Source organism: Planktothrix pseudagardhii (assembly GCF_904830925.1).
In the GTDB taxonomy this organism is placed as follows: domain Bacteria; phylum Cyanobacteriota; class Cyanobacteriia; order Cyanobacteriales; family Microcoleaceae; genus Planktothrix; species Planktothrix tepida.
In genome coordinates this window covers 1,170,526-1,192,729 of sequence record NZ_LR882967.1, presented here as the reverse complement: position 1 = coordinate 1,192,729, position 22,204 = coordinate 1,170,526, and the positions used below count along the sequence as shown (strand labels likewise).

The window sequence follows — 22,204 nt, the reverse complement described above, 5'->3', positions numbered from 1 at the left end:
CCACATAACGCCTTTTTATACTCTAGTTCTTGTCTGGATTTCAAGTTGCGTTATGATATTCTGCACTTCTGCATAGACTTGAGCCGTTTGCGTCGTGTCTTCGAGGCGTACAACGACTGCATAAGGTACAGGTTGATTGTCCCATTTCTGATAAGCAGCTATAGCTAATGTGTAGCAATTTTGGCTGTATTCTAACTTATGTTGTTTCCACTCGTACACTCCATGTTGAACCGTTCCTCTAGAACGCAGGTTAATACCTGGAATAAAATCTAAGTCTTTCTGTTTCTTTGCTGTTTCTTCATCATCTTCATCTCCTTCGATAGACATAGATTGAATAATATCCTCCTTATCCACATTTCCTCGATACATTCGCCATTTAAACGTTGTTCCTAAATAGCTTTCCAGACCCCATCTCTGAACTTGAGGTGCGTGAACTACTGTTACAGTTAACCGTTTTATCCCGGTTTGTGCGTCTACCAAACACTCAGGAACAGGAATATCAAAATAAGCAACTGTATTCGGTTCAATTTCACCTTGAAACAATAGAATTGCTGTATAAGGATCGCATTCTGTTGCTCTGATATCATCTGGTATTCCGTAACCAACAACATTTAACCAATGCTTAGACTGTACCTCATCCATTGCTTGTTTAAAATTATCAAAATTTCCATAATAGGGTGGATAAATAGCAGAATTAACAGTTAATGCTTTCAATAAAGAGGCAGAAATATTATCAAAGCCCAAAAGCTGCATATCATAAAGAATACGCGCCATTTTGTGAGCAACACGAGGAGCAGCAAAGCTTGTTCCCGAATGATGAGCAATTGCAGGTGTAAGTTTGTGACTCGCCATCATTACATTCATTCCTGGATTTTCTCGCACTGAGCCATTTTCATCGATTAAATAATTACCACCATATTCGACCAACTCAGGTTTAATTTCGCGGTTAATTCCAGGCCCACAACGAGTAAAAGGAGAGGGTTGATGTTGTTCAGCAATTGCCATCGCTGTTGCTACTTGACCCACTGCTTGAGTACCAGGAACAATAGAGCCTACTGTAATAGCTAATGCTGCTTGACCGGGATCGTAGATTGAGGATTCATCATCTATAAAATATTTAGGATAAGATAATCCATCCTCATGATAATATTTGACATCGTAAGTTGATATATTGCCTGTAACTGTAATAAAAACAACATCGTATTCTCTTGAAAGTTTGTCAATCGTTCGAGCTATCCAAGAACGACGAGGAACGGTTCGTTTAGCTTCTTCATGCCATTTTCGATTAGTAAATTGAAGAGAGAGGTTAAAAATTTTAACATTTAATAAATCGAAGTTGCCTACAATTTCTGCTAAGATTTTGGAAAATAATCTTTCATCTTCAATTTCATTATCTTTATTCAAAATTCTGGCACTGGCGATCCAAATTTTTCCTTTATTTTCTGCATTTGGGTATAAATTCAAGGCATAGTAAGAAACTAAAGAAGCAACACCCGAACCATGTCCACATTCATCATAAGGATTATCCTTGTCAGATTCAGCTTTGAGATAAGAGCGAATCAAATCTTCTCTAACAACAGGTTTCAGGAAAGGATTTCCAATCGTCACTCCCGAATCTACAATGCAGACCATTGGAGCATCTTGAGGAGGGCTAACGAATTCGCCTAAATTTTGAATTTGGAAATTTTTAAGCGTTTGATGAAATGTTTCAAATTCTGGACGGGCATCAAAATACACTATTTTATTCTGCCATTTTTTACCTTCTACTAATTCTTGAAAAATCTTCCCAGTACATCGAATTACAGCACGGCAAGTTCCTTTGATTTCTTCATGCTCAAATAAATTGCCTTTAGTCCCACTCTCAAATAAGTTGCCTATCTCTATTCGTATTTCTAACAATTCTCGGCTTTGTTGGTTTTTTCCTGTTTGTAAAGACATCATTTCAATTTCACAAATCATCAAGTCTTGCTGAATTAATTGGTCATATTGTTCAAAAAATATTTGACAAAGACGATCCTTGGGTGAAGCTTCTTTAATAGTATTAAGATATGCTAAAGATGGATTAAGCGGTTGACCTTTTTTTAATTCCCCCTCTCCAAAATCTTCAATCTTTTTTTCTAGTTGATCTAATTTTTCAGTACGAGGAACGGCAAGGGTAAAATTTTTAGTAGATTCTGAAATTGGCTTTAAACCTGTGCCATCTAAAGAAATTTTTTGTTCATGTTCTAGTTTAATTAATACTGCCTTTCTTTGCTCTTCAGACATTTCTTGCAATTTTTGAGAAAGTCCTTGAACTTGTTGTCTTAAATTGTTAGCTTTCTCTTGTCGCTGCTCAATTTTTTCTAGGGGGAGGGGAACAAAAGAAGGTCTTTCTGAACGACGTTGAGCAGTTTGCGGTTGAGTTAGTGAAAAGAGAGGAAAATCTTGATTCATTATAAAGTATTCCTATTTTTAGCTTGTGCTTCAAAAGTGGCTTTTTTAAAAGCTTTAAGTTGCTCAGAAATATCCTGGCTTTTTAAATTTTCTCTCCCTTCAAGAATCATCGTTTTAATAGCTTCAACAGTAATGCGCTGAATATCTGCATAAGAAAGTGAACTCATATTCTTAACTATATATTCTAGCGAGCCATCAAAATTAACGCCATTTAAAAGGCGTTGAAGATAAATCTCTCGTTCTGTTTTACCAGGTAAAGGAAACTCAATCAGATCATCAAAACGTCTCCATAAAGCGGGATCGAGCAAATACTGATGATTACTAGCAGCAATAATAACACTTTTAGATGAATCAAAAGTATCCATTGCCTGTAGTAAGCTATTCACAACTCGTTTAAGTTCTCCAACGTCGTTGGGATCATCTCTATTTTTTCCCACTGCATCGACTTCATCTAAAAGAAGTACCATTGGAGTTGTATTAGCCAAATTGAAAACCCGATGGAGATGAGAAGCGGTATCTCCTAAAAAACTAGAAATAACTGCATTTAACCTCACAATGCCTACTGGAAGGCCAAGTTCATGAGCCAAATACTTCGCAGTAAAAGTCTTACCACATCCAGGTAGACCCCAAAAAAGTAGCTTGGTCTTAGGCAAGTATCCATACTTACTTAATTCTTGGCGTTTACGATGCTCATCTAAAACTCTCTCGATTTTCCCCTTAGTTTCCTGATTTAAAACGACTTGAGTCGAATCTACGAAGCTTTCTTCTAATATAACCAAATCATCGCCACTGCGACGATCTTTAGGGAGGAGCCTCAATCCATTTTGTGTTATCTGTTTCATCGGTTGCCTTCCTAATGCTTGCTGTAGCTCCTGAGCAAGAGCATGATGATTAGCAATGAGTTCATCTGCAATCAAAGCTTCTGCTGCTCTGTAAAAAGCATTGTCATCCCGCTCTTTGAAAGCTTGAAATAGCCTCTTGAGTTGTTTACTTGATACCATTATCTCATATCATGAATAATAATTTTCAATCTAGGAACTTGTTCAAAAGGTAAAATCTCTCTTTGATGTTTATAATGTCATGTTAAATGTAATCACTTTTTTTATTCAGAAATTAAAATCGTTCAACCTAATTATAGCATTAAAACAGAACATATAAATTTATTTTAGCTTCGTTCTCTTTTGATTTTTTGTTATGGGCATGAGTGTAAATACAGATATCAAGTACAATTCTGATTAAGACTATGGGCAAAAATAGTATCACCAAAACTTAGCTCGATATGAAGATAGTTTCTATATAATTATGGCTCAATACTCTTGTTATCTAGAGTATCATTGAATAGCATTTGAATATTTTACATTAGCTATATTAAAAATACCTATAACTTAGTTATACAAGATCGAAACATTTCTCTTAAATCACTGTTAAAACTATTAAAGTTAAGAATACTGTAAGAATAAAGAAATCGGTTTAGTTAAACTACTTTTCAAAAAAGTAAAACTTTTATTCAAAAAAGAGTTATGAATTATTTGAGTTAAAATCAAATGGAAGATACTTATCGAGAAAAACTTACAGAACAAGCACAGTCAATTTTAATCAAGCAAATTGGACGGCCTACTATTTCAAAACAGAAAAGTGAATACTTTCGTGGGCGTTTTGAAATAGTAGGCTGAGAATGTTGAAAATAATGTGGTAGCAGAGAATCAATTTATAACTATATATCTTTACCGTTTTAGAAGCAAGAGTATATTTACGGAAATTTACAAATTTTAAATTTCAGTGGTTCTACTGAAATCCTAAGTCTATAGAAATAAAATTGCACAAGTGATAATTTCACCATCAGTAGGCATTTCTCCCTCAATCAGTTTATTGATCAGTAGAGTAATCGGTTGAAGACGAGCCTCATCAACTTCACTATCGCTTTGATACGGTTTAACTCCAGGGCGAGGCTCAATTAATCCCCTAGCTACTAAAGCTTCATCAACCAAAAGCCTAATTTGGGCACCTTTAGAACGACGGCCTTCATCAGCCATCTGTCCTATTAGCTCATAGATATCATCAACTTCAACCGTAATTCGTTTTTTTTGCGTTGCCACAGCATTGTTTAGAAAATCTCCAGCTATTCAGTGTAACTCTGTGTGTTTTTGTTTATAAGCATCAGCTTAATCTCCTTAGAGTCATTCATCATCCTCTGCCAGTTCCCCGGTAGTCTTAGCTTGTTTGACAGCCTGCTCTAACAAATAGCAAACCAACGCAGACAGCGAACGGCGCTGCTTCTTCGCCAGTCTTTCAGCATCACGTTTCAACTCAGGCTCAATATATACATTAAATCGGGGCAGACTAGATGGCACTTTTTCTAATTTCATGGATGTTCCTTAACAATCCTACATTGTTATATTCCGTTTCTGGGCTATTACTGAGCTATTGCAGTAATGCTCCAGTAATGTTACTATAGTCGAAGTCCCGCAAAAATAGGTAAATGACTCAAATGAACGTCCTTGTGAGTAGCAATATCAAAGTTAATCAAAAGCCAATGTTGGCTTGCTCAATTTAATACGCAAATTAAGTAAGTAGCAATGGTCTCAATTCCTAAAGCTGTATGATGATAGCGAAACATTTGAAAAGACAACATAAAAAGCCACCTTGGAACCGAAAGAGTTTTGTTTGCGATGGGTTAAAACCCCAAATCCTGGAACAAGAGGGTATTACACAGCCTGTGTTAGAGACCTTGCTAAAGCAACGGGACTCTCTGAACGCACGATTGAAGGTTGGGGGCCAGAATTCCGGGATAGACCAGACTATATATTGGTCGTCTTGGAGAAGGAAAACACAATCCGTCAAATTCGACAGCTTGTTCAGCTTCCCTCCGAAGATCCCTCTTGACTTAAATACGTTTTTTGCGTATATTGTATTCAATCTTGAGCATTGACCCAATCATCAATCAGCTTACTGAAGTTGGCTCGGATTTAAAACGTTAAAGTGTTGACGTATGAGTGTAAACGTATTAGACTATAAACATGGCAGGATCAAGGTAAGCACTATCAATTCAAAATTCAATTTGATGGAAGTTTACGTTGATTTACGTCCTTACTGGCCCAAAGGCTTATCGATCAATGCTGCCTATGAAGAACTCTTACTCAAAGGTCTCAAAGTAGATCGCCGAACTCTATCTGCTGCTAAGGCAGGAACTCTAACCAAAAGCGAGTTCATAACTTTAGTCAAACTTAGAGATTGGATTAGGCAACTCACAGGAAAACCTGAAATCACAATTGACGACTTATTACGGATTGAAGATTAATTCAATACAAAAAGCTGACCCGGCTAGGCCAGCTTTTCACAAAAAATAATTACAAGGAACAACTTAACATGACAGCAGCCACCCTTGCATCTCCCCCGGCTCATCAAGTTGATTTTAACCTTCCGACCCACTTTGAGCTTTCTGACTCGTTTTCCCACAACTACGACTATTCAAGTTTTGGTGAATTGGCTCCCCTTGCCCAACAAACCCTCAATCAAACCTTAAACTTTGTGCAGCGCACCCTCAGCGAAGGGCTTGAACTCGGTCGCCAACTGAGTCAACTCCTGAGCAATTTATGCGCTCGCACGACTCCCCAAGACGGCCAAAAACGCTTCAAAAATTGGCTCAATAGTAGCGACTGGGGAGCCTCCAAATGGATCGCCGAATCCTTAATCAAAATCAGCCAATGGTTTGATTCCCTCAAACCTCGGTTGCAGCAGCGCATCCTCAACAAAGTGCAACACTGGAGTTTAGCAGCCCTGCGAGAGTTAACCCACGCCTCAGAAGCTATTGTAGAATCCCTAACCCAGCGAGGGAAGATCACAAAAAAAGAAGTCCGAAAAGCCAAAGCCGAACAAATCGTTACAGAGCAAGATTGGCAAAAGATTTCTAAACGTTACAACCTCACCCCCCAAGAAGGACAACACCTCCAAACCCTTGCTCAAGAATTTGCTCAGGCTGATACAAAAAATCAAGCTGAAGCCGTCATTAAACTCAAACACCTGGATCAAGCCTTAGCTCAAAAAGGCTACAAAACATCCTCTCCAATACCCCAACAGCCTTCAGAATCCGCCCTTCGCCTAGCTCGTCTCACCCTGCATAAAGTCCAACTTGAACAAGAACTCTCCGAAGCGGTTACTGGGGATGCTCAAGCCCAGTTAATTTATGACATCAAACAAACCGAACGGGAAATCAAACACCTGTGCGCTCACCTTGACCCCCAAACCATTGTTATCCCGCCACAACCTCAAAGCCCTCCCACAGACGACCTTGAAGCTGCATTAGCCACCGAACGTCAGAAAAACGCTGAATTGATGCAAAAACTCGAACAACTAGAGCAAAAACTTTCCCAAACTTATTTGCAACAACTCGAACAATTGCAAACCCAACTTCAGCAAAAAGACGAACTCATTGCTCAACTACAACAACCCACTTCCTCCCCCGACCACGAACCCACCATATTCAAACCGAAGTTCGTCCCAGTGCCTTTAAGTGAATTAAAAGTGGGCGATCGCATTCGAGTTTATTCCCCAGAACACAAAGGCGTTGTTGATGACTTAATCCTTGAATTAGATACCTACAACCGCCCTAAAACCAAATGGCTCGGTGTGCTTGACCAAAACGATGTTAAAGCCGGATGGACATTCGAGCGCATGAGTGGTGTTGAACAAGCTCAAAGTCAACTCAGTCTTCTCAAAAGCGAAAATCAACACCTCAAACAACAGCTTGCTCAACAACAACAGGACTTAGAAACGCTACTCAGTGAACCCAGTCACATCCGACTTGAACAAACCGCTCAAACCCAGCAATTAAAAACCCAACTTGAAGAACTATTGCAATGGCGTGAAAGCCTTAATCAACAAATTCAACCCGACCTACAACCGGGTGTTCAAGTGCGAGTCAACTTTGACCCCAAAAACATCTTCACTGGGATGCAAGGAATTATTCACAAAGCATATCAACAGCGTCCCGGTTATTGGTGGGTCAGCATCACCCATCCCGTTAGCGGACAAACCTACCAAGAACTGTTTGAACCTTGTCAACTCCAACCTCTGGTTTAAGAAAGAGTGCGGGGTGCGGAGTGCTTTAAGAGTGCGGAGTGCTTTAAGAGTGGGATGTGCAGAGTGCGGAGTTGGGGGATTGTTAGTGAGTGCCTGTATATTTAAGGCTAAAGAACAAGGAAAAAGGAAGAGTTAAAGCTTATTAAATCGGCTATATGATTGATTGGAAAATTGAATATTTTTTTAAAATCTGGGCTTTTTAAATTCTTTTTTTCCTTAATTTTACTTTATTTAATTTTCCCTAAATTTAACCTTTATCTTTTCAGCCTTAAATAATATCTTCTTCACCTCTAACTCCTCAGTTCTAACTCAATGATCGACCGTCTACTTCCTGCCCTCCACACTCCTAACTCCGCACTCCGAACCCCCCGCACATCGCACTTCTTAAAGCACTCCGCACATCGCACTCTGAACTCCGTACTTCTTAACACACCTCGTACTCTCTCAATCATGATGTTTGAATCCCCAAATCAAGTTGTTTCTTCGACCCTGATTTCACCTGAACTTTCAGCCGAGTTTTTCTATGCTGTAGATGCTCGAATTTGGCTACCTGGTAAGTGCTATAGCAAACTTAGACCTCGAACTAACTTTAAAACCAAAACCATTCATCTCGATGCTAATTATAAACGCTGGAAAACTTGCACTCAATTAGCAATTAAACGTTCCATTACTCACTGGCAAAACTTAGAGTATGCTCCCGAATTTAACCCAAATTCTATCCAAACCAACCTGAGTTGCTATCATCAATTTCCTCTATCTTCGGCGGAGATTCGGGTTCTATTTGTTGGCAACCATGCCGGAGATCCCGATAATCGCTATGCTGCCTTACTTGATGTATTAGTTGGCATTGCAATTGCTAACGATACAGTGACTTATGCTCCTCATGGAAAATATGAATCCCAAAATTTTAAAAGTAATGGAGTATTACTCGTCATTCAACCCACACAACGGCAAACTTTTGATTGGCATCAAATCCCAACTTGGTTATAAGTTCTAATTTCTTAAAATTGGCACTTCGCACTCTTAAAACACTCTCTATTAAAACTATGCCATCCCCATACTTCCCTAACAAGTCTCCATCAATTCAAACTGAAAAATTACGGCAAATTCGGACAATTCGTCAACTGTTATCGGTTCCTCTCCACCCTACAGAATATTGTGCGCGTTGGGTTCCAATTCTCCACAATATTCAACCTCAAGACTGGGGATACACAGCCGCTTGTGTTCGAGAACTCTGTCAAATTACCGGACGCAAAGAACGCATGATTTACAGATGGGTTGAAACCGATTTTAAATCTTGCCCAGAAAGTGTTCAATTAATGCTGAGACAACAAGACTTACTCCTGCAAATTATTTATCACGGCAGGATTGTTCAGACTGTTACACAACCTCAACCTGAATAAATAGGTAATGGGCAATTACGAATTATGAATTACGAATTACGAATGGGTAATGGGCACTCTTGCAATAGGGTCAATACTTTTGGCTGTTTCATAGATGTTTAAAATTATTACAACCTCCGTCTTGAAGGCGGAGATTTCTATAGGTTAACTTCAATTCTATTGATTCTCAACCTTAACGCTCTGTCTCCTTAAAGCTAAGGAGATTTTTTTATGCCAATCTCTAACTAAAGATCCTTAGCACACCTCCAAGATTAATCACCAAAGACGAGCTTAATTTGAAATTATAAACGTGTTTAGGCGATCGCTTACTCCGTCCCTTGCTCTATCTCCAACAATTATTTCAAATTCTCAATTCCTCCCCCTATTTTCTAATCTGCTGACTCAGCACTCAGCAACACTCCTAATTAACGACAGCCTTTCAACTTGAGAACAACTTCTTGCTGACTCAGCAAATCTTGCATCAATACTCAGCAAGACCCCCAATTAACGACAGCCTTTCAACTCCAAGAATAATTCCTTGCTGACTCAGCAAATCTCGCCTCAATTGAATTAGAAAAATACCGTATTCATGACAGCAATAAATTGACGACACCCTGGTTTCTTTAATAGGATGTTCACCAAGACCAATGGAAATTAGTTTGAACGGGGTTTCTTCTGACCTTCAATTCAATTTCTAAGATTTGAGAAATTAGAATTGACCCAGATTCACCTGAGAACAAACTTAAATCAGTCGAATGAGTGAAACTATCGAAATCTGTTTAGAAATCAAAGAAGCTCAAATTATTGACCCCAGAGTTGTCTTTGTTAACAACAGAGCCTATTACCCCGAACAAGTCATTTATGAGTCGAGCCTGTGGAATGTTAATCGTCCCCAATTCCGTAAAGTCTATCGCCTCTTAAAAGCGGTCATGCCTCAACTTAATGAAGGCGAATACGGAACCTTAATTTCAGAAGAAGGCAAAAAGATTCTTGATGGGTTTCGGATTATGTCCCTAACTCTGGGAGAGAAAAAAGCCCTTGATGAAGTGAAATGGGGTCGATTTAATCCTGATGAATGGCTCGCTTATAGCCCCAATTTATTAAACCGAGTTCGCAATTTTTCTAAACGTCAAAATCGAGGTTAAATATGACAAACACAACTAATGGAACTTCAACGGATTACAGCCAATATGGCATTGATTTAGAACAGTTAGGTCAATCGGTGACCTCTAAAGGACAAGCAGTGGGGAGTAATGTGATTCGTTATATCCTCAGTGAATTGTGCCAAAAGTTTCGGATGAATTTGGAATTAGTAAATTCTGAACAACTAACCATTTGGCTGAATCAAATTATTGCAATTCGTGATAGCCGCAGTGAAGGACGCAAACAACTCCGAATTGAAGAAGCCATTGCATTTTGGATTGAAGAATTACAAAGTCAAGTCAATACCAATACAACAACTCATTCTGTGTATGATTCTTCCGGTGTAGGGTTGTACGAACGTTGGGAGCAGAAAACTTCTCAAATTGCTCAAACGGTGGCTCCCAAAATTCAAGAAATGTTGGATGATAAGATTCTTTTAGAGGTTTTTGGATTTGGGTCTACTGATAATGGCAATGCCAAACTAGAGGATACGGTGTCACAGTTTGTAGCGGCTTTCAATACCGCCGCCGAACAAGGTAAACAAGAGCGCCGTAACTTAGAATCTCCCACTCCACAAACTCAATTGGGAGGGCAAGTGCTCAACTGCTTTCCAGCACTTAAAAGCGCATCTTGAAGCCAGTGAACATCAGACCGATACCATTAACACGTTGTTGGAGGAAATCTTAAGCCTCCAACACACTCAGCTTTCTCAACAACAAGATTTGCTGGGTGTAGTGACTGAACTCAAAAATACCCTTTCTTCCTTGTCTACTTCTACTCCATCTCAGGATATGAAACACCTCAAAAACCTCCTCAATCAATTACAAAGCTATTGCTTACAGCCAACTTCTGTATATCCTGTCAGTATGACCTCAACGTTGATGTTTGGGTTGTCCTAATGAATGAATACACTCGAAAACGGCAAAAATGCGGACAACAGCAAGTTCGACAACTTTCGATAGCAGTTACTTTGATAACGGCTTTGATTGCCTTCATTTGCCAGAAATACAAAGTAGTGTTTCCAACGGCTTTATCATCAATTTTCCACTCAATTTTCCAGATGATTTCTATTCAATGGTTATCTCTGATTGCAGTTAGTGCCATATCAGCCAGTATTGGTTACATTCTGGGACGAAAACAGATTCCTATGACCACCCATCGAGTCTATATCGAGGTTATGGCAACCCTAGTTCTTATTCAAGTTTTAAGGAGAAATATTGATGGGGATTTTAAATCGCATTTTGGAAACCTGGAACCAAAAAACAAGAGACAGAAACGCCGGCTATGGTTCTCATCAAATTGATAAATCTCTAGTCTTACAACCGACAGATTCCACTGTTTTTTCTCCGACTAATCCGGGTAATTTTGCCTCAATTCGTTCAGTTCCTGTTTTAGATTCACCTCGCTATTTTTCTAAAGAGGAGAAAGTGGTTCTCAAACAAGTAGCGAAACAGAGAAAGGAATCGGCAAAACATACTCAAGAATCTTATCAAGCCCTTAAGCAAATTGATGATGCAGATACAACAGTTCATTTAGCTCATTATGCCTATAAAGGTCAACTTGCAGGTAATGAAGTCAAAAAATTAGGGGCTAATTCTAATTATGCTCAGAAATTACATGGACTTCGACCTCAATATGCTCAGATGTCTCTCAATATTGATCAAGCTGACCGACAAGCGGTTAATAAGATTGCTCAGTATCGTCAACAAATCCAAAAATCTTGGGAGAATCAATAAGAGCAATGAATTGGAAACGAGCTTCACTTCTTTGCCAGCTTTTAATCGGAGCTAATTTATTCCTGATCGGAATTAGCTTAACATTAATGTTAGCGATCGCCAGTGAATTCAATACAGCAGGGTTAGCGATCGCTTGCTTCTTTTTAATTGCATTTATTCTAGCTCAAATAGTCGGTTGGGTTGGGGATGATGCTTGGGTCAAGTTATTGAAAATTGAGCCAATGGAACTTTATGGAATTCTCATCTTTACGGGTTTATCGGCTGTGATGGGAATTCTGCTTTGGCTGTTGAGTCGGTGGGTTCAAAACTAATTCAAAAGGGAAAGTCGTTTTTAAGTTTAATCTTGGGTTAGGATTTATGCTGTTATGTTCCAACCTCGACAACTCAATTATCGCAGTCGCTTAATTAATCAAACGCTGGAATCTGCTTATAAAATTAGTGGTTTGTATTTGTTTTTGGGGAGTTTACTGTTATTTATTCCTCCGTTTATTTTACCCAGAAATACCACTACTTTAAAAGTGCTGCAATTAGCGTTAACCGGCAGTGGTATTGTTTTGTCTGGGGTGAGTTTATCCCATGCACTTCGGATTAGTAAACTAGAACCCTTAGTACGGGCTGAAGAGCAACAGGAAGAAGAGGATTATCAACATCAATTGGCGGTGACTCGCTATTACCAAGAAACTCAACGAGAACGGGTGATGGAAGCGATGCTTGAACAGTCTTCTTATCCGACTGAATCTTTACAACCTGCGGCTTCTAACGCTGTTACCTTACCCCCAATTAATCATCCTTTAGCACCTATAGGACAAGCTTTAATTGAAGCGTTACTGCATTACAATTTGCCTTGTGATTGGGTGGAGGGACATCGAGGGCCGACTACTCAACGGTTGGTACTTAAACCGGTGGTGAATGCTCACGTGAAGGTGAAGGTGGCTGACCTAAAAAATCGAGAACGAGATCTTCAAATTGCTTTGGGTTTATCACAACCGCCTTTAATTCAGGCTTTGACGCAGGGGGTGGCGTTTGACTTGAATTTGAGTGAACAAGAACGGCAGTTTTGCTTCCTGGAAAACTATATTTCTTATCGAGTTTTATCGGATGAAGAACCGGTGCGGATGGCGATGGGGGTTGATTTATATGGGCAATTGGTGGAAATTGAATTAGCCAACCCGAATACTTGTCATGTTTTGGGGGGAGGGGCAACGGGTTCGGGGAAGTCGGAAGCACAGAAGGCGATGTTAGCCAGTTTGATTTTACGTTATCCTCCTGAACGGGTTCAGGTGTGTTTAATTGATGTTAAACGAGTTACGTTTGCTAAACAGGAATTTGATGCTTTGCCTTGGTTATGGCATCCGGTTTGTCGGGATACGGATAGTGCTTTGAATTTGTTGGAGGATTTAGATGCCCAGCAGCAAGAACGGTATGAACGGTTTGAACAGTTAGGGGCAAATGATTTGGAGGATTATAACCGGAAGGTGGAACCCCAGTTGCGGTTGCCTCGGATTGTTTGTTTTATTGATGAAATTCAGTATTTGACGAAGGAGAAGGAGGTAAAGGGGCAGTTTGAAGCTTTGGTGGAGGGGTTGGGTGCTTTAGCGAGGGCGGCGGGGATTCATTTGGTGTTGTTTACTCAGTACCCGAAGGCGGATGTGGTCAGTACGAAGATTAAGGTGAATATGGGGGTACGGTTGGGATTGAGATTGCAAAGTGCGAAGGCGGGGGCGGTGATTTTGGATGTGGAGGAATGGGGAAAGCTGTGTACGGGGTTATTAGGTAAGGGGGATTTGATTTTTTCGGATGGGGGAACAATGTTGCGTTTGCAAAGTTTGTATGTGCGCTCAATTCAGGAGTTATTACCGTCTCAATTGAGAGGTGCAGTTTCTCCTTCTCTAAAGTCTGACAATTCTAAACCCTTATCTTCACATTCTCAAGCCCCCAATAGAGTTAGTTCTCCTCAAGCTCATTTTAAATCTCCTGCTAATTGGATTAAGAGGTTGAAGCACATATTGTATCCAGATTCGTCCGATTATACAGTTTATCAATTTTCCGATTCTATTAAAATTCAAGAGATTCTCCCAGAATTGGAACATTTAGATTCAGGTTTAATTCCTGATGATTCTGGGATTTTGATTTTGCATGATGCGGATTTGTTGGAGATTTTTGAATTTCAGACTCGTGAAACCTTACCAACTGTGATTCCGAAAGGAGTTTGTGTTTCTCTATTTCGGTGTGCTGAGGAGGAAATTGAGGCATTTCTTCAACAGTTTGAGCAACAAATTTGGGGAAATGCAACTGAAAGTTTGGCTTCTGTCAGAGATGGAAATTTATCCAAAGGGTTGAGTGAGTTGACTCGTAAGGATTGGGCAATTTATAATTATGCGGTGAGGATTTGTTTGAAGAATCAAACTCCTTCAATGGCAGATCGGGATTTCTTATCGGGACGAGTGGCGAGTAATTTAACGGATTTGTATGACAGTTGGCAGCGATTGGAAGCGAATGGATTAGGCTTAATTGATGGCAAGAGTTTTATTCCTAATTTACCTTCAAGACCGAGAGATTGAGGAATACAGCTATAGCAATCCGTGCCGAGGTTATAATAATTTTAAACGTCTATGAAACAGCCAAAACTATTGATCCCATTGCCCATTCGTAATTCATAATTCGTAATTCGTAATTCGTAATTCATAATTGCCTATTCCCTACCTGTAAGAAAAGATAACGGATTACTCGGATTAGTAGCGAAGCCTAGAATGGCGCGGTCTCGATGCTCATAGAGTAATTCTCCTTGCTGGTTAAATAAGAAAGTTGCCCCTCGTTGGGTTAGATAAGCTGAATCGGGAACGTAACTTTTCCAGTGACTTAGCACTTCTCCCATATTTCGCAGTCGCAACGTGGCTAACTCAAAGGGGCGCTGAAAACCTTGACCTCCTGCTAAGTTGAAGAATGAACCTTTCAATGGGGGTAAAGGAGGAGCTTGAACAATTTCTTCATCCCCAATTAATTGAGGGGCTTTTTTATCACCCCGATAGCCTCGGAACACTTCGGCTAGAGTCCCTGGGCTACCCAGTCCAGCACACATCAGTATTAAGTTGAGCCAAGCGTTAATACCGGGTGACAGACCGGGGAATTTGAGGGATAAACCGGGATAAAGATTTAGGGTTCGGTGCAGTTCGGCGGTGGGATCTATAAATAAAGAATCTGGGGGAAATCCTGTATAGTCACAGAATTGCTGTCCTGAAGTGCGGTTGCCAATTCCTACGGCTCGGATTGCAATTCCTTGGGATTCAAGTTGTTTTGCCTCCCGTTGTAACCACCAAGCATATTCTAAGCTATCGAAATCTCCCAGTTGGGGCCAGATTAGCACGAGTTGTCTGGGTGAGGATTCACAACCGCTTAATAGAGAGGTTACGGCTCCATCACTGACCCGTTGCCGTTGAGTTTGACTTAAGAGGGTATAGATATCCATCTCACCTACCGATTTAATCACCGAATGAGGAGAACAGAAAACGAATACGGTTCTAAAAAGTTCAAACCCGCCTCGTGAATTCTCCTAACTGTTGAATTTTACTGTAATTTATCGATTTCTCTAATTCTTGGCATTCAGGAATCTGTTACTAGGCTCAAACTAACGCGCTAACGCGCCCATTGAGGGTGAAAAGTCAGGAAAAAACAATGAGTGAAACCTTAACAAAATCTGAACAGATTGCTCGTCTTAATGATCAATTACGCGCTCAGAATTCACAAGTCGGGGCTATTCATTTGTCCCGTAGTGTTGGACTTCTGCCTCCCCAACAGCAACAACAACTTCTCCAATTATTGAAAGAATTTAACTCGTTTTCACCGGATAATGATCCTTACGGAGAACGAGATTTTGTGACTTTAGAGTTAGATGGCGATCGCTACTTTTTCAAAATTGATTATTTTGAGAAATCCGCTTGGCTTAACGGGGAAGAAATTGGTGCTGACACTCCTGAAGATGTTAATACCACTTGGAGAGTTGGAACTTTAATGGAGAGCAATGAATATTAATTTCTCAAACAAGCTGTGCTTAGAGAATTGAAATGGAAAATTTTCCATTCCTTCCCCATAACGGGGACTCAGAGGGACAAGTTGAGAGAAATTTTATGCCTGTCCCTCGCACAATTCCGTTTTATGGAACCGTTGATGAAGCTTTAATCCAGTGTGCTTACCACCGAGTTAAAAACTTCCTCCAAGCTGGGCCAGAACATCCTAAAAAATATGATGCCTTAGCTTATTTGGAAATCGCTTCAACCTTAGCAACGGCTCGAAAACATTTAGTGCATTCGATTTTTTGGCAAAAAGCCAGCTACGAAACTCGCCTTCAGATTTCTCTGCAATTAGATTGCCTAAGCGAACAAATTCAGAAGAATATTGAACAGTTTGGAATCCATTGGAACAAATATATTGAAACCTTAGATTACCAACCTGTAGACATCATTGAACTGCCAGATTATATTGAGCCGAATAATACTGAACAAGTGCAACGCTATCAATCTATTACATTAGGGGAGTTGAGCCATTCAATGTCTACTCTTCAAGAATTGACTAAGACTTTCAGCCATCAGATTATCCCTAAAACTATACAACAAATCAAACCCACCCCAACCTATCAACAAAAGAATTTGTTTGAGCAATCCTAGCCAAACAATTCTTGAGGAGGAATCGCAAATTTGGAAACATCTACACCCGCCGCCGGACGAGCATAAGTGGCTTGATTACGAATTGCTAAAATCTGTTCTTCATCTCGAATTAAAGCTGGCGTAAATTGGTCACGTTGCTGTCGTAAATCTTCTAAAGTGATCTTTAATTGTTGCGGTTGCTTGCCTTGCTGATAGTTGCGATAGTAAATTTCCTCGGCGCATTTTTTAACGGCATTGCCAATTTCAGCCGGGGTACAAAGCCGATAATCCCGTAACAAAATTCGCCACTCCTCATCTGTCCAAGGAGATTGAGATCCCTTGCGGAACTCTGGGAAATACTTTTGCAAATGCAGGTTAAAAATTTCATACATTGCCCCTTCATGGGGTAAATCAACGAAGAAAATATCATCAAAGCGACGAATTAATTCTGGAGGTAACATCCCTAATCGATTAACCGTTGCTACCATATAAATCGGCTGTTGTACTTCCTGCATCCAAGTCAACAATTTTCCCGACAAACGCCTTGAAACTCCACCATCTGCATTAGAATTCCAACCTGCAAACCCTTTATCGAAATCATCCCAGTACAAAATTGTTGGGCTTAAAGCTTGGGCCAATTCTAACAACTCCCGCAGTGCCAAATCTGGCTTTTGGGAACCGATAATTGCACCCCAATCAGCCGCTAATAAAGGCACTCCCATCTTCTTGGCAGCTAACTTGGCACTCAAACTTTTCCCAGTGCCAGGTGGCCCCCAAAGAATCATTCCTTTGGGAAATCTAAGCCCATATTTCTCGGCTTCTGGATTGAGTAAAGAAGCAACTTTTGAGAGGAACTCGTCTAGCAATTCTAACCCTCCGGTTTGGGCAACATCCGGTTCAGAAATTAACTCTAACCCTCTCCCTCGCAATTTGTTAACTTTGTAGTTGAGTACCCAATCAGGTATGTCTTCAAAACTGTTAGTAAATGCTAAACTTTGTTGTAAAATTAACTCAATTTCTCCTTGTGCCAATCCTAGACAAGATCGCACTAAACTTTCTTGAATAGCAGTATCTTTTTTTCCCAGCATTAAGGAAGTGTCACGGCAAAATGAAGCCACCTTCTGTTGTACCCAAATGCGATCCGCAATAGGAGCTTTCAACACCGGAATTAAAGGTTGTAAATTGGGAGGTAAATTGATATTATTTTCCAATAAAACCCAGAATTGACGATGCTTATCTCCCGATAAGTGATAGTAGGCGTTAACCAGTTGAAATTCACGCTGTTTATCCGTCATATTTGATCCTGATAACTCTAAAATTCCCTCCATAATAAAAATTCCTTCACTTTGATTTTCTAATAAATCTAAAAGGGGGTCGGAGTTAGCTTGTAAATCAGTGTTCTCTAACCGACACCCGTCTTCATTTTGACAATTAATTTGCTGAAAACATCGGTAGCCACAATTCCAAAAGAAAACAGGCAATTGGAGGTTTTGACCCCATTCATAGAAGTGAGTTAAAATCCTGACTCGATCCGTTGTACAGTATTCTAATCCCACTATCTTGATTCCTCGGTTTGCCAATAAGAGCCAATCTTTAAAAGGATGGATCATAAAAGATTAAGAAGTATTAAGCAGACTAATTTCTATTGAGCTTTCTTAATCGGCATTTTCCATCCCCCTATTGATCTATCTAACTGACTTAGCTTTTATTCCTTAAGTTAGATGAATACTTTAACTCAATCATTTAATGATAAAATCGAAAATAATTTTAATTAATTTAAAATTAACCATTAATAATCAATTGGGAAACTTGAAAGCGCCTAGCGGCGCAGATTGCCACGAAGTAATTAAATTCAATTGAACTTCATGGTAACTACAACGAATAAAAATAACTCTCGCACGTCTAATGGTGCAGCAACTTTCAATGGAAAAACCAACGGTGTGACTCCTAAATCAAAAAGCACCGGATTACCTGTTCCTAGCAATGGGAATGGAACCCGTCGTTCAGTTGCTTCAGTTGAAGAGCAAGCTAACGCACTGCTTGAGCGAGTCAGAACGACCATTGTTAAAAAGTTTGGCGTGAAGCTGCAACTTCGCGAAAAACGTCTTCAAACAAAAATCGGTCATGCCATTAAAGAAAAGATCGGTTTGGATATTGCTGCTCAATTGAAAAAACGCGGCAAAACCATGAACTGGCAGCGTTGGAATAACGAAGTGTTCCCTGCTTTGTTCGGACAACCGGATGCCCTGCGTCATGATATCGAAACTTTAGCTTTGGTTATGGCAAAACTGTACGATGTTTTCGAGTTAGATCCTCAAGAAGCCATTAAAAGCCTCGTTAAATTCAATCAAGAATCCCTTGCCAAACGCAATAGTTATCTTCAGCAAGAGCAATCTAACACTGATGATGATATTGATGATTTGGAAGATGATGATTTGGAAGATGAAGATGATGATGAGGAACCAGAAGATTTTGAAGACGAAGAAGACGATGACTTTGAGGAAGAAGACGAAGATGAAGAAGATGAAGAAGATGAGGAGGAGGAAGATTTAGAATAACTAATTTTCTGCTCTGATTTAATTCATTTGATTGCATATCCATTTTACTATTACTCTACCTTAAGGTAGGGTAATTTTTTTTAGAATGAGAAATTTTAAACTAAATTAATTTAATCAAGAATTGATTTTCATAGTTTCCAGAAAAAGAAGAAAATAGCGATCGCCATCATACAAAAAACTTTAATTTAAAAATTGAACTGAAGAAGACAGCGATCGCTGCTTTGGGTGTGAACAACATTTGAATAGGAAGATCAAAATGATTGTAACTTCTAAAAATCGTAAGTTCGATTCCGTTAAAACCACAAAGTCTCAAAAAGCTTATACCAAGGCTTTAGACCAGTGCATCAGCTATAACGAAAAACTACGTTTGATGGTGCTGGAAGTTTTGAGAGAAGAATGTGGCCGTGAGCTTGCGAGTGCTGCACGTTTTAATAACCACGATTTTGACTGGGAAACCCACAATGCTCAGTTTCGTGAAGACTATGGCACGACTTCCTTGAAAGAACTGATGCGCGCTGCACAAGCTCTTTATGGCTTGAACGATATTGATGCCATTCGAGAACGTCGAGCCAAGCATCGGGGCATCCGCAATGAACGGATGGCTCGCCAAAACATGGTCATTGCCCAAAATGCGTTAACGCTAGATGACGGAATCGATGATCATGAAATTGAGATGGAGTGAACTACCCACACACAGAACCAGCCTTTATGACCAAAAAAATGGGATACAAGCCTCGCCCTTCTAGGGCGGTGAGTGTCAATCCTTAATCATGCTAACTGCCAACTTCCCCACCAGAGGGGAAGCTTTTTTTGCCCACCCACCCGCCACTAAGGACATAGTGAATAATCCCCACAGGCATTGATGGAAAATTTTCCATTAGCTTTGTTACTTTTGTAGTACAAAAAAATACATTTGAGATTGAGTGACTTTCTAATGGGATACACAGCCCAAAAAATGGCTAAAAACAGGTAGGGAAAAGTAGGGAAAAGTAGGGAAAAAATGCACTATTTTCCCTCTTATTTCCTGCTGTAATACGGTGTACTATATCAAATTTGGTATCTTTTGTAACATTTTGCCATTTAATCTAAATCACCAAGAGGGTGAAAATGCACTGTTTTCCCTTCTTTTTCCTTCTTTTTCCTCACCTGTGGAACAGCAAGCCATGTCAAAATTCCGTATTCCAATTTAGTAAGTAAAACTACTCATTTGGCATAGGTCAGAACTTTTGTTTTTTTGAGATTATGGGTTGCAATTGGATCACCGGGAAAATAGTACGACCCTTCACTAACGACTTTAAGACAATACCACTTTCACCCAACACCATGAAATAGCTGTTAGAGGACAAGCGTTCGCCTCATGGTTGCATTCTCCAGTTGATTCATTAACTGAATTCATCGCGATCGCTCGCTAATCCTTCCCATCCAGTTCTTTTCTGACCTGTTGCTCACCACAATTTGCCACAACACTCACCGAGACGCTACCGCGTTGTTTTTTAGATCGCCATTTGAGATCAATTCCCTTGCTGTTTAACCCAAAACCTACCGAACCAACCGACCTAGCTAGCTGTTTTCCGGTTGGTTCTTTATTAACGAAGGAGCTAACTTTCATGACGTCACAACTTAACACTGCTATCAACACTAAAATTGCCCGCAGTTACACTGATGACAACGGGTTCAAAATTGATGTGATTGAGATAGTTTATGCGGATGGGTTGGTTGAGCAACACCTTGGATGGACTGAAGAAGACTTCGACAGCCAAACTGTTTTCTACATCCAAACTTCTAACGGTATCGTTCTCAAATCCACCTTAAAAACAACGGAGAATGAGCAATTAATACTGGTTTATCGTGAGCTTTGGATGAAACGACACAGCCAACAAACTACCCAAACTATTAATCCTGAAGAACAAGAAGAAATCGAACTTATACGAGCAGCGGAACTCGCTAAATTTGACTTCGGGTTTGATTGCTAATTGGAGATACTGAGAACGATGAATCGCATTAACAAATTTGATCGTTCTCAGGTGGCAATGATTCAGCATCTGAGAACAACTAAAACGCTTGATGCAAGATTGCTTTCACTCGACTTAAACCGAATCATTAACCCAGAAGACATTATGATTGGTGCTGCTTTTTACAATGGCTTAGTGGCTTGGTTATTGCGAGATGGAGAGCAAGTTTGCATGACTCAAAGCCAACTTGCACAATACCTTGAGGACTTAGCCGAACTTTAAAACCCTTATGGGGGAAAATCAACCCCCCAACACTTCAAAATATCTACTTCCCAATACTCGCATCTCATCTATTGCAGCAGAGTTTGCACAGAAAATTCTAGAATTCAATCAACACAAACTACTTACCTTAAGGAACTCACTACCTTGAAGACACACAAAACACTATTTTTGGCATGGCAAGATCCAAACAGTCGCTTTTGGTTTCCCATTGGTCGCTTAACTTTTGACGGAGCTACTTATCAATTTGTTTACACACAAGGAGTCAAAGAAGCTCAAGAAAAATCTGGTTTTACCCCCTTATCCTCATTCCCGCGTTTCGATGAAGTTTATACATCAACTTATTTGTTTTCTGTGTTTTCTAATCGATTAATGCCTCGAAGTCGTCCTGATTACTCAAGCTTTATTGAATGGTTAAACATTCCCAAACATGAAGATGATCCAATTACTTTATTGGCTCGTAGTGGTGGACAGAAGAAAACGGATACACTGACTGTTTTTCCTTGTCCCATACCAGATGAAGAAGGGCGTTATCATCTTCACTTTTTTCCTCATGGAATGCAACATTTACCACCATCTTCAATTGAACGAATTAACTGCTTTGTTCCAGGGGAGAAGTTATGGTTAAGCCATGAATTCCAAAATATTTATGATCAGATGGCTTTGACTCTCAACACAGAAGATCACTATATTGTCGGTTATTGTCCCCGATACTTGAATCCTGAAATTTTTGAACTCATTCGCAGGACTACCTACGAGGTTAATGTACAGGTAGAACGGATTAATCAACCTCCTACACCACGACAGTTTCGCTTGTTGTGCCATCTAACGGCAAAAGGGGATGATGGTTTTTCTCCTTTTTCCAGTAAAATATATCAACCTCTCTAGGAAAAGTTACGGGCCAAAACCTTAAACGATTGTTAGGGTTTATAGGTTGCGACTAAGATATTGTTTTCAACCCATCCCAATTTCTTCCAACGATTGAGTTTTATCTTCCCCTGT

At 39.8% G+C, this 22,204-nt stretch carries 25 protein-coding genes; 18 read left to right on the top strand and 7 right to left on the bottom strand.

The window, feature by feature from the left end; translation table 11 throughout:
• Positions 1–15: 15 nt before the first annotated feature.
• Both NMK36_RS05190 and NMK36_RS05185 read right to left on the bottom strand, forming a co-directional pair.
• Entirely contained in the window at positions 16–2,433 is a 2,418-nt protein-coding gene (locus tag NMK36_RS05190; RefSeq protein WP_254173164.1) for a S8 family peptidase, read from the bottom strand.
• Complete coding sequence (locus NMK36_RS05185; protein WP_254173163.1) at positions 2,433–3,434, bottom strand: AAA family ATPase; 1,002 nt, start codon at positions 3,432–3,434, stop codon at positions 2,433–2,435. The genes NMK36_RS05190 and NMK36_RS05185 overlap by 1 nt, the downstream gene beginning before the upstream one ends.
• A gap of 543 nt (positions 3,435–3,977) precedes the next feature.
• Between NMK36_RS05185 and NMK36_RS28745 the strand changes: the two genes are divergently transcribed.
• The gene (locus NMK36_RS28745; protein ID WP_302184653.1) at positions 3,978–4,106 is read left to right on the top strand and encodes a hypothetical protein; all 129 of its coding nucleotides are present in this window, start codon (positions 3,978–3,980) and stop codon (positions 4,104–4,106) included.
• 129 nt (positions 4,107–4,235) lie between these two features.
• Here the strand turns inward: NMK36_RS28745 and NMK36_RS05180 are convergent, their stop codons facing one another.
• Positions 4,236–4,529 (bottom strand): hypothetical protein, encoded by a 294-nt coding sequence (locus NMK36_RS05180; RefSeq protein WP_254173162.1) that lies wholly within the window; start codon positions 4,527–4,529, stop codon positions 4,236–4,238.
• A gap of 81 nt (positions 4,530–4,610) precedes the next feature.
• Positions 4,611–4,799: a ribbon-helix-helix domain-containing protein gene (locus NMK36_RS05175; RefSeq protein ID WP_254173161.1), complete on the bottom strand. Its 189-nt coding sequence runs from the start codon at positions 4,797–4,799 to the stop codon at positions 4,611–4,613.
• Positions 4,800–5,076: 277 nt separating this feature from the next.
• On the opposite strand from NMK36_RS05175, the gene NMK36_RS05170 reads away from it, so the two are divergent.
• The 10 genes from NMK36_RS05170 (at position 5,077) to NMK36_RS05125 (ending at position 14,334) form a co-directional block, all read left to right on the top strand.
• Positions 5,077–5,316: a hypothetical protein gene (locus tag NMK36_RS05170; protein WP_254173160.1), complete on the top strand. Its 240-nt coding sequence runs from the start codon at positions 5,077–5,079 to the stop codon at positions 5,314–5,316.
• Between the two features lie 178 nt (positions 5,317–5,494).
• The gene (locus tag NMK36_RS05165; RefSeq protein ID WP_190521066.1) at positions 5,495–5,731 is read left to right on the top strand and encodes a hypothetical protein; all 237 of its coding nucleotides are present in this window, start codon (positions 5,495–5,497) and stop codon (positions 5,729–5,731) included.
• A gap of 68 nt (positions 5,732–5,799) precedes the next feature.
• A complete protein-coding gene (locus NMK36_RS05160; protein ID WP_254173159.1) occupies positions 5,800–7,512 on the top strand; it encodes a hypothetical protein in 1,713 nt (570 codons plus the stop codon).
• A 450-nt stretch (positions 7,513–7,962) separates the two neighbouring features.
• A complete protein-coding gene (locus NMK36_RS05155) occupies positions 7,963–8,502 on the top strand; it encodes a RusA family crossover junction endodeoxyribonuclease (RefSeq protein ID WP_254173158.1) in 540 nt (179 codons plus the stop codon).
• A gap of 56 nt (positions 8,503–8,558) precedes the next feature.
• Positions 8,559–8,915: a hypothetical protein gene (locus NMK36_RS05150; RefSeq protein WP_254173157.1), complete on the top strand. Its 357-nt coding sequence runs from the start codon at positions 8,559–8,561 to the stop codon at positions 8,913–8,915.
• Between the two features lie 734 nt (positions 8,916–9,649).
• Positions 9,650–10,039: a hypothetical protein gene (locus tag NMK36_RS05145; RefSeq protein WP_254173156.1), complete on the top strand. Its 390-nt coding sequence runs from the start codon at positions 9,650–9,652 to the stop codon at positions 10,037–10,039.
• Positions 10,040–10,041: 2 nt separating this feature from the next.
• Positions 10,042–10,671 (top strand): hypothetical protein, encoded by a 630-nt coding sequence (locus tag NMK36_RS05140; RefSeq protein ID WP_254173155.1) that lies wholly within the window; start codon positions 10,042–10,044, stop codon positions 10,669–10,671.
• 586 nt (positions 10,672–11,257) lie between these two features.
• The gene (locus tag NMK36_RS05135) at positions 11,258–11,773 is read left to right on the top strand and encodes a hypothetical protein (protein ID WP_254173154.1); all 516 of its coding nucleotides are present in this window, start codon (positions 11,258–11,260) and stop codon (positions 11,771–11,773) included.
• Between the two features lie 5 nt (positions 11,774–11,778).
• Entirely contained in the window at positions 11,779–12,084 is a 306-nt protein-coding gene (locus NMK36_RS05130) for a hypothetical protein (protein ID WP_254173153.1), read from the top strand.
• Positions 12,085–12,138: 54 nt separating this feature from the next.
• Positions 12,139–14,334 carry an FtsK/SpoIIIE domain-containing protein gene (locus NMK36_RS05125; RefSeq protein WP_254173152.1) on the top strand — a complete coding sequence of 732 codons (2,196 nt, stop codon included), beginning with the start codon at positions 12,139–12,141 and terminating at the stop codon, positions 14,332–14,334.
• Positions 14,335–14,465: 131 nt separating this feature from the next.
• Here NMK36_RS05125 and NMK36_RS05120 read toward each other — a convergent pair whose 3' ends face one another.
• Positions 14,466–15,239, bottom strand: coding sequence for a peroxiredoxin-like family protein (locus tag NMK36_RS05120; protein ID WP_254173151.1), 774 nt, complete (start codon positions 15,237–15,239; stop codon positions 14,466–14,468).
• Positions 15,240–15,445: 206 nt separating this feature from the next.
• Here NMK36_RS05120 and NMK36_RS05115 point away from each other — a divergent pair, with 206 nt between their 5' ends.
• Together NMK36_RS05115 and NMK36_RS05110 are read left to right on the top strand one after the other, a co-directional pair.
• Positions 15,446–15,802 carry a DUF3768 domain-containing protein gene (locus tag NMK36_RS05115; RefSeq protein WP_254173150.1) on the top strand — a complete coding sequence of 119 codons (357 nt, stop codon included), beginning with the start codon at positions 15,446–15,448 and terminating at the stop codon, positions 15,800–15,802.
• A 95-nt stretch (positions 15,803–15,897) separates the two neighbouring features.
• Positions 15,898–16,434: a hypothetical protein gene (locus tag NMK36_RS05110; RefSeq protein ID WP_254173149.1), complete on the top strand. Its 537-nt coding sequence runs from the start codon at positions 15,898–15,900 to the stop codon at positions 16,432–16,434.
• Here NMK36_RS05110 and NMK36_RS05105 read toward each other — a convergent pair.
• Positions 16,431–18,023: an AAA family ATPase gene (locus NMK36_RS05105; protein WP_254173148.1), complete on the bottom strand. Its 1,593-nt coding sequence runs from the start codon at positions 18,021–18,023 to the stop codon at positions 16,431–16,433. The genes NMK36_RS05110 and NMK36_RS05105 overlap by 4 nt on opposite strands.
• 255 nt (positions 18,024–18,278) lie before the next feature.
• On the opposite strand from NMK36_RS05105, the gene NMK36_RS05100 reads away from it, so the two are divergent.
• The gene (locus NMK36_RS05100) at positions 18,279–18,971 is read left to right on the top strand and encodes a hypothetical protein (protein ID WP_254173147.1); all 693 of its coding nucleotides are present in this window, start codon (positions 18,279–18,281) and stop codon (positions 18,969–18,971) included.
• A 256-nt stretch (positions 18,972–19,227) separates the two neighbouring features.
• Entirely contained in the window at positions 19,228–19,653 is a 426-nt protein-coding gene (locus tag NMK36_RS05095) for an aminoacyl-histidine dipeptidase (protein ID WP_190521094.1), read from the top strand.
• A 726-nt stretch (positions 19,654–20,379) separates the two neighbouring features.
• Here the strand turns inward: NMK36_RS05095 and NMK36_RS05090 are convergent.
• A complete protein-coding gene (locus tag NMK36_RS05090) occupies positions 20,380–20,580 on the bottom strand; it encodes a hypothetical protein (RefSeq protein WP_254173146.1) in 201 nt (66 codons plus the stop codon).
• On the opposite strand from NMK36_RS05090, the gene NMK36_RS05085 reads away from it, so the two are divergent.
• From NMK36_RS05085 to NMK36_RS05075, 3 genes are all read left to right on the top strand, one after another.
• The gene (locus NMK36_RS05085; RefSeq protein ID WP_254173145.1) at positions 20,579–20,944 is read left to right on the top strand and encodes a hypothetical protein; all 366 of its coding nucleotides are present in this window, start codon (positions 20,579–20,581) and stop codon (positions 20,942–20,944) included. The two genes, NMK36_RS05090 and NMK36_RS05085, sit on opposite strands and share 2 nt — an antisense overlap.
• 18 nt (positions 20,945–20,962) lie before the next feature.
• Positions 20,963–21,205: a hypothetical protein gene (locus NMK36_RS05080; RefSeq protein WP_254173144.1), complete on the top strand. Its 243-nt coding sequence runs from the start codon at positions 20,963–20,965 to the stop codon at positions 21,203–21,205.
• 144 nt (positions 21,206–21,349) lie between these two features.
• Complete coding sequence (locus NMK36_RS05075; RefSeq protein WP_254173143.1) at positions 21,350–22,090, top strand: DNA-binding protein; 741 nt, start codon at positions 21,350–21,352, stop codon at positions 22,088–22,090.
• Positions 22,091–22,204: the final 114 nt, after the last annotated feature.

Coding starts and splice junctions, on each gene's coding strand:
- NMK36_RS05100 (WP_254173147.1), top strand. CDS start 18,279: ATGGTAACTACAACGAATAAAAATAACTCTCGCACGTCTAATGGTGCA.
- NMK36_RS05145 (WP_254173156.1), top strand. CDS start 9,650: ATGAGTGAAACTATCGAAATCTGTTTAGAAATCAAAGAAGCTCAAATT.
- NMK36_RS05135 (WP_254173154.1), top strand. CDS start 11,258: ATGGGGATTTTAAATCGCATTTTGGAAACCTGGAACCAAAAAACAAGA.
- NMK36_RS05175 (WP_254173161.1), bottom strand. CDS start 4,799: ATGAAATTAGAAAAAGTGCCATCTAGTCTGCCCCGATTTAATGTATAT.
- NMK36_RS05080 (WP_254173144.1), top strand. CDS start 20,963: ATGAATCGCATTAACAAATTTGATCGTTCTCAGGTGGCAATGATTCAG.
- NMK36_RS28745 (WP_302184653.1), top strand. CDS start 3,978: ATGGAAGATACTTATCGAGAAAAACTTACAGAACAAGCACAGTCAATT.
- NMK36_RS05110 (WP_254173149.1), top strand. CDS start 15,898: ATGCCTGTCCCTCGCACAATTCCGTTTTATGGAACCGTTGATGAAGCT.
- NMK36_RS05095 (WP_190521094.1), top strand. CDS start 19,228: ATGATTGTAACTTCTAAAAATCGTAAGTTCGATTCCGTTAAAACCACA.
- NMK36_RS05090 (WP_254173146.1), bottom strand. CDS start 20,580: ATGAAAGTTAGCTCCTTCGTTAATAAAGAACCAACCGGAAAACAGCTA.
- NMK36_RS05165 (WP_190521066.1), top strand. CDS start 5,495: ATGGAAGTTTACGTTGATTTACGTCCTTACTGGCCCAAAGGCTTATCG.
- NMK36_RS05140 (WP_254173155.1), top strand. CDS start 10,042: ATGACAAACACAACTAATGGAACTTCAACGGATTACAGCCAATATGGC.
- NMK36_RS05120 (WP_254173151.1), bottom strand. CDS start 15,239: ATGGATATCTATACCCTCTTAAGTCAAACTCAACGGCAACGGGTCAGT.
- NMK36_RS05130 (WP_254173153.1), top strand. CDS start 11,779: ATGAATTGGAAACGAGCTTCACTTCTTTGCCAGCTTTTAATCGGAGCT.
- NMK36_RS05150 (WP_254173157.1), top strand. CDS start 8,559: ATGCCATCCCCATACTTCCCTAACAAGTCTCCATCAATTCAAACTGAA.
- NMK36_RS05125 (WP_254173152.1), top strand. CDS start 12,139: ATGTTCCAACCTCGACAACTCAATTATCGCAGTCGCTTAATTAATCAA.
- NMK36_RS05105 (WP_254173148.1), bottom strand. CDS start 18,023: ATGATCCATCCTTTTAAAGATTGGCTCTTATTGGCAAACCGAGGAATC.
- NMK36_RS05190 (WP_254173164.1), bottom strand. CDS start 2,433: ATGAATCAAGATTTTCCTCTCTTTTCACTAACTCAACCGCAAACTGCT.
- NMK36_RS05155 (WP_254173158.1), top strand. CDS start 7,963: ATGATGTTTGAATCCCCAAATCAAGTTGTTTCTTCGACCCTGATTTCA.
- NMK36_RS05185 (WP_254173163.1), bottom strand. CDS start 3,434: ATGGTATCAAGTAAACAACTCAAGAGGCTATTTCAAGCTTTCAAAGAG.
- NMK36_RS05115 (WP_254173150.1), top strand. CDS start 15,446: ATGAGTGAAACCTTAACAAAATCTGAACAGATTGCTCGTCTTAATGAT.
- NMK36_RS05160 (WP_254173159.1), top strand. CDS start 5,800: ATGACAGCAGCCACCCTTGCATCTCCCCCGGCTCATCAAGTTGATTTT.
- NMK36_RS05085 (WP_254173145.1), top strand. CDS start 20,579: ATGACGTCACAACTTAACACTGCTATCAACACTAAAATTGCCCGCAGT.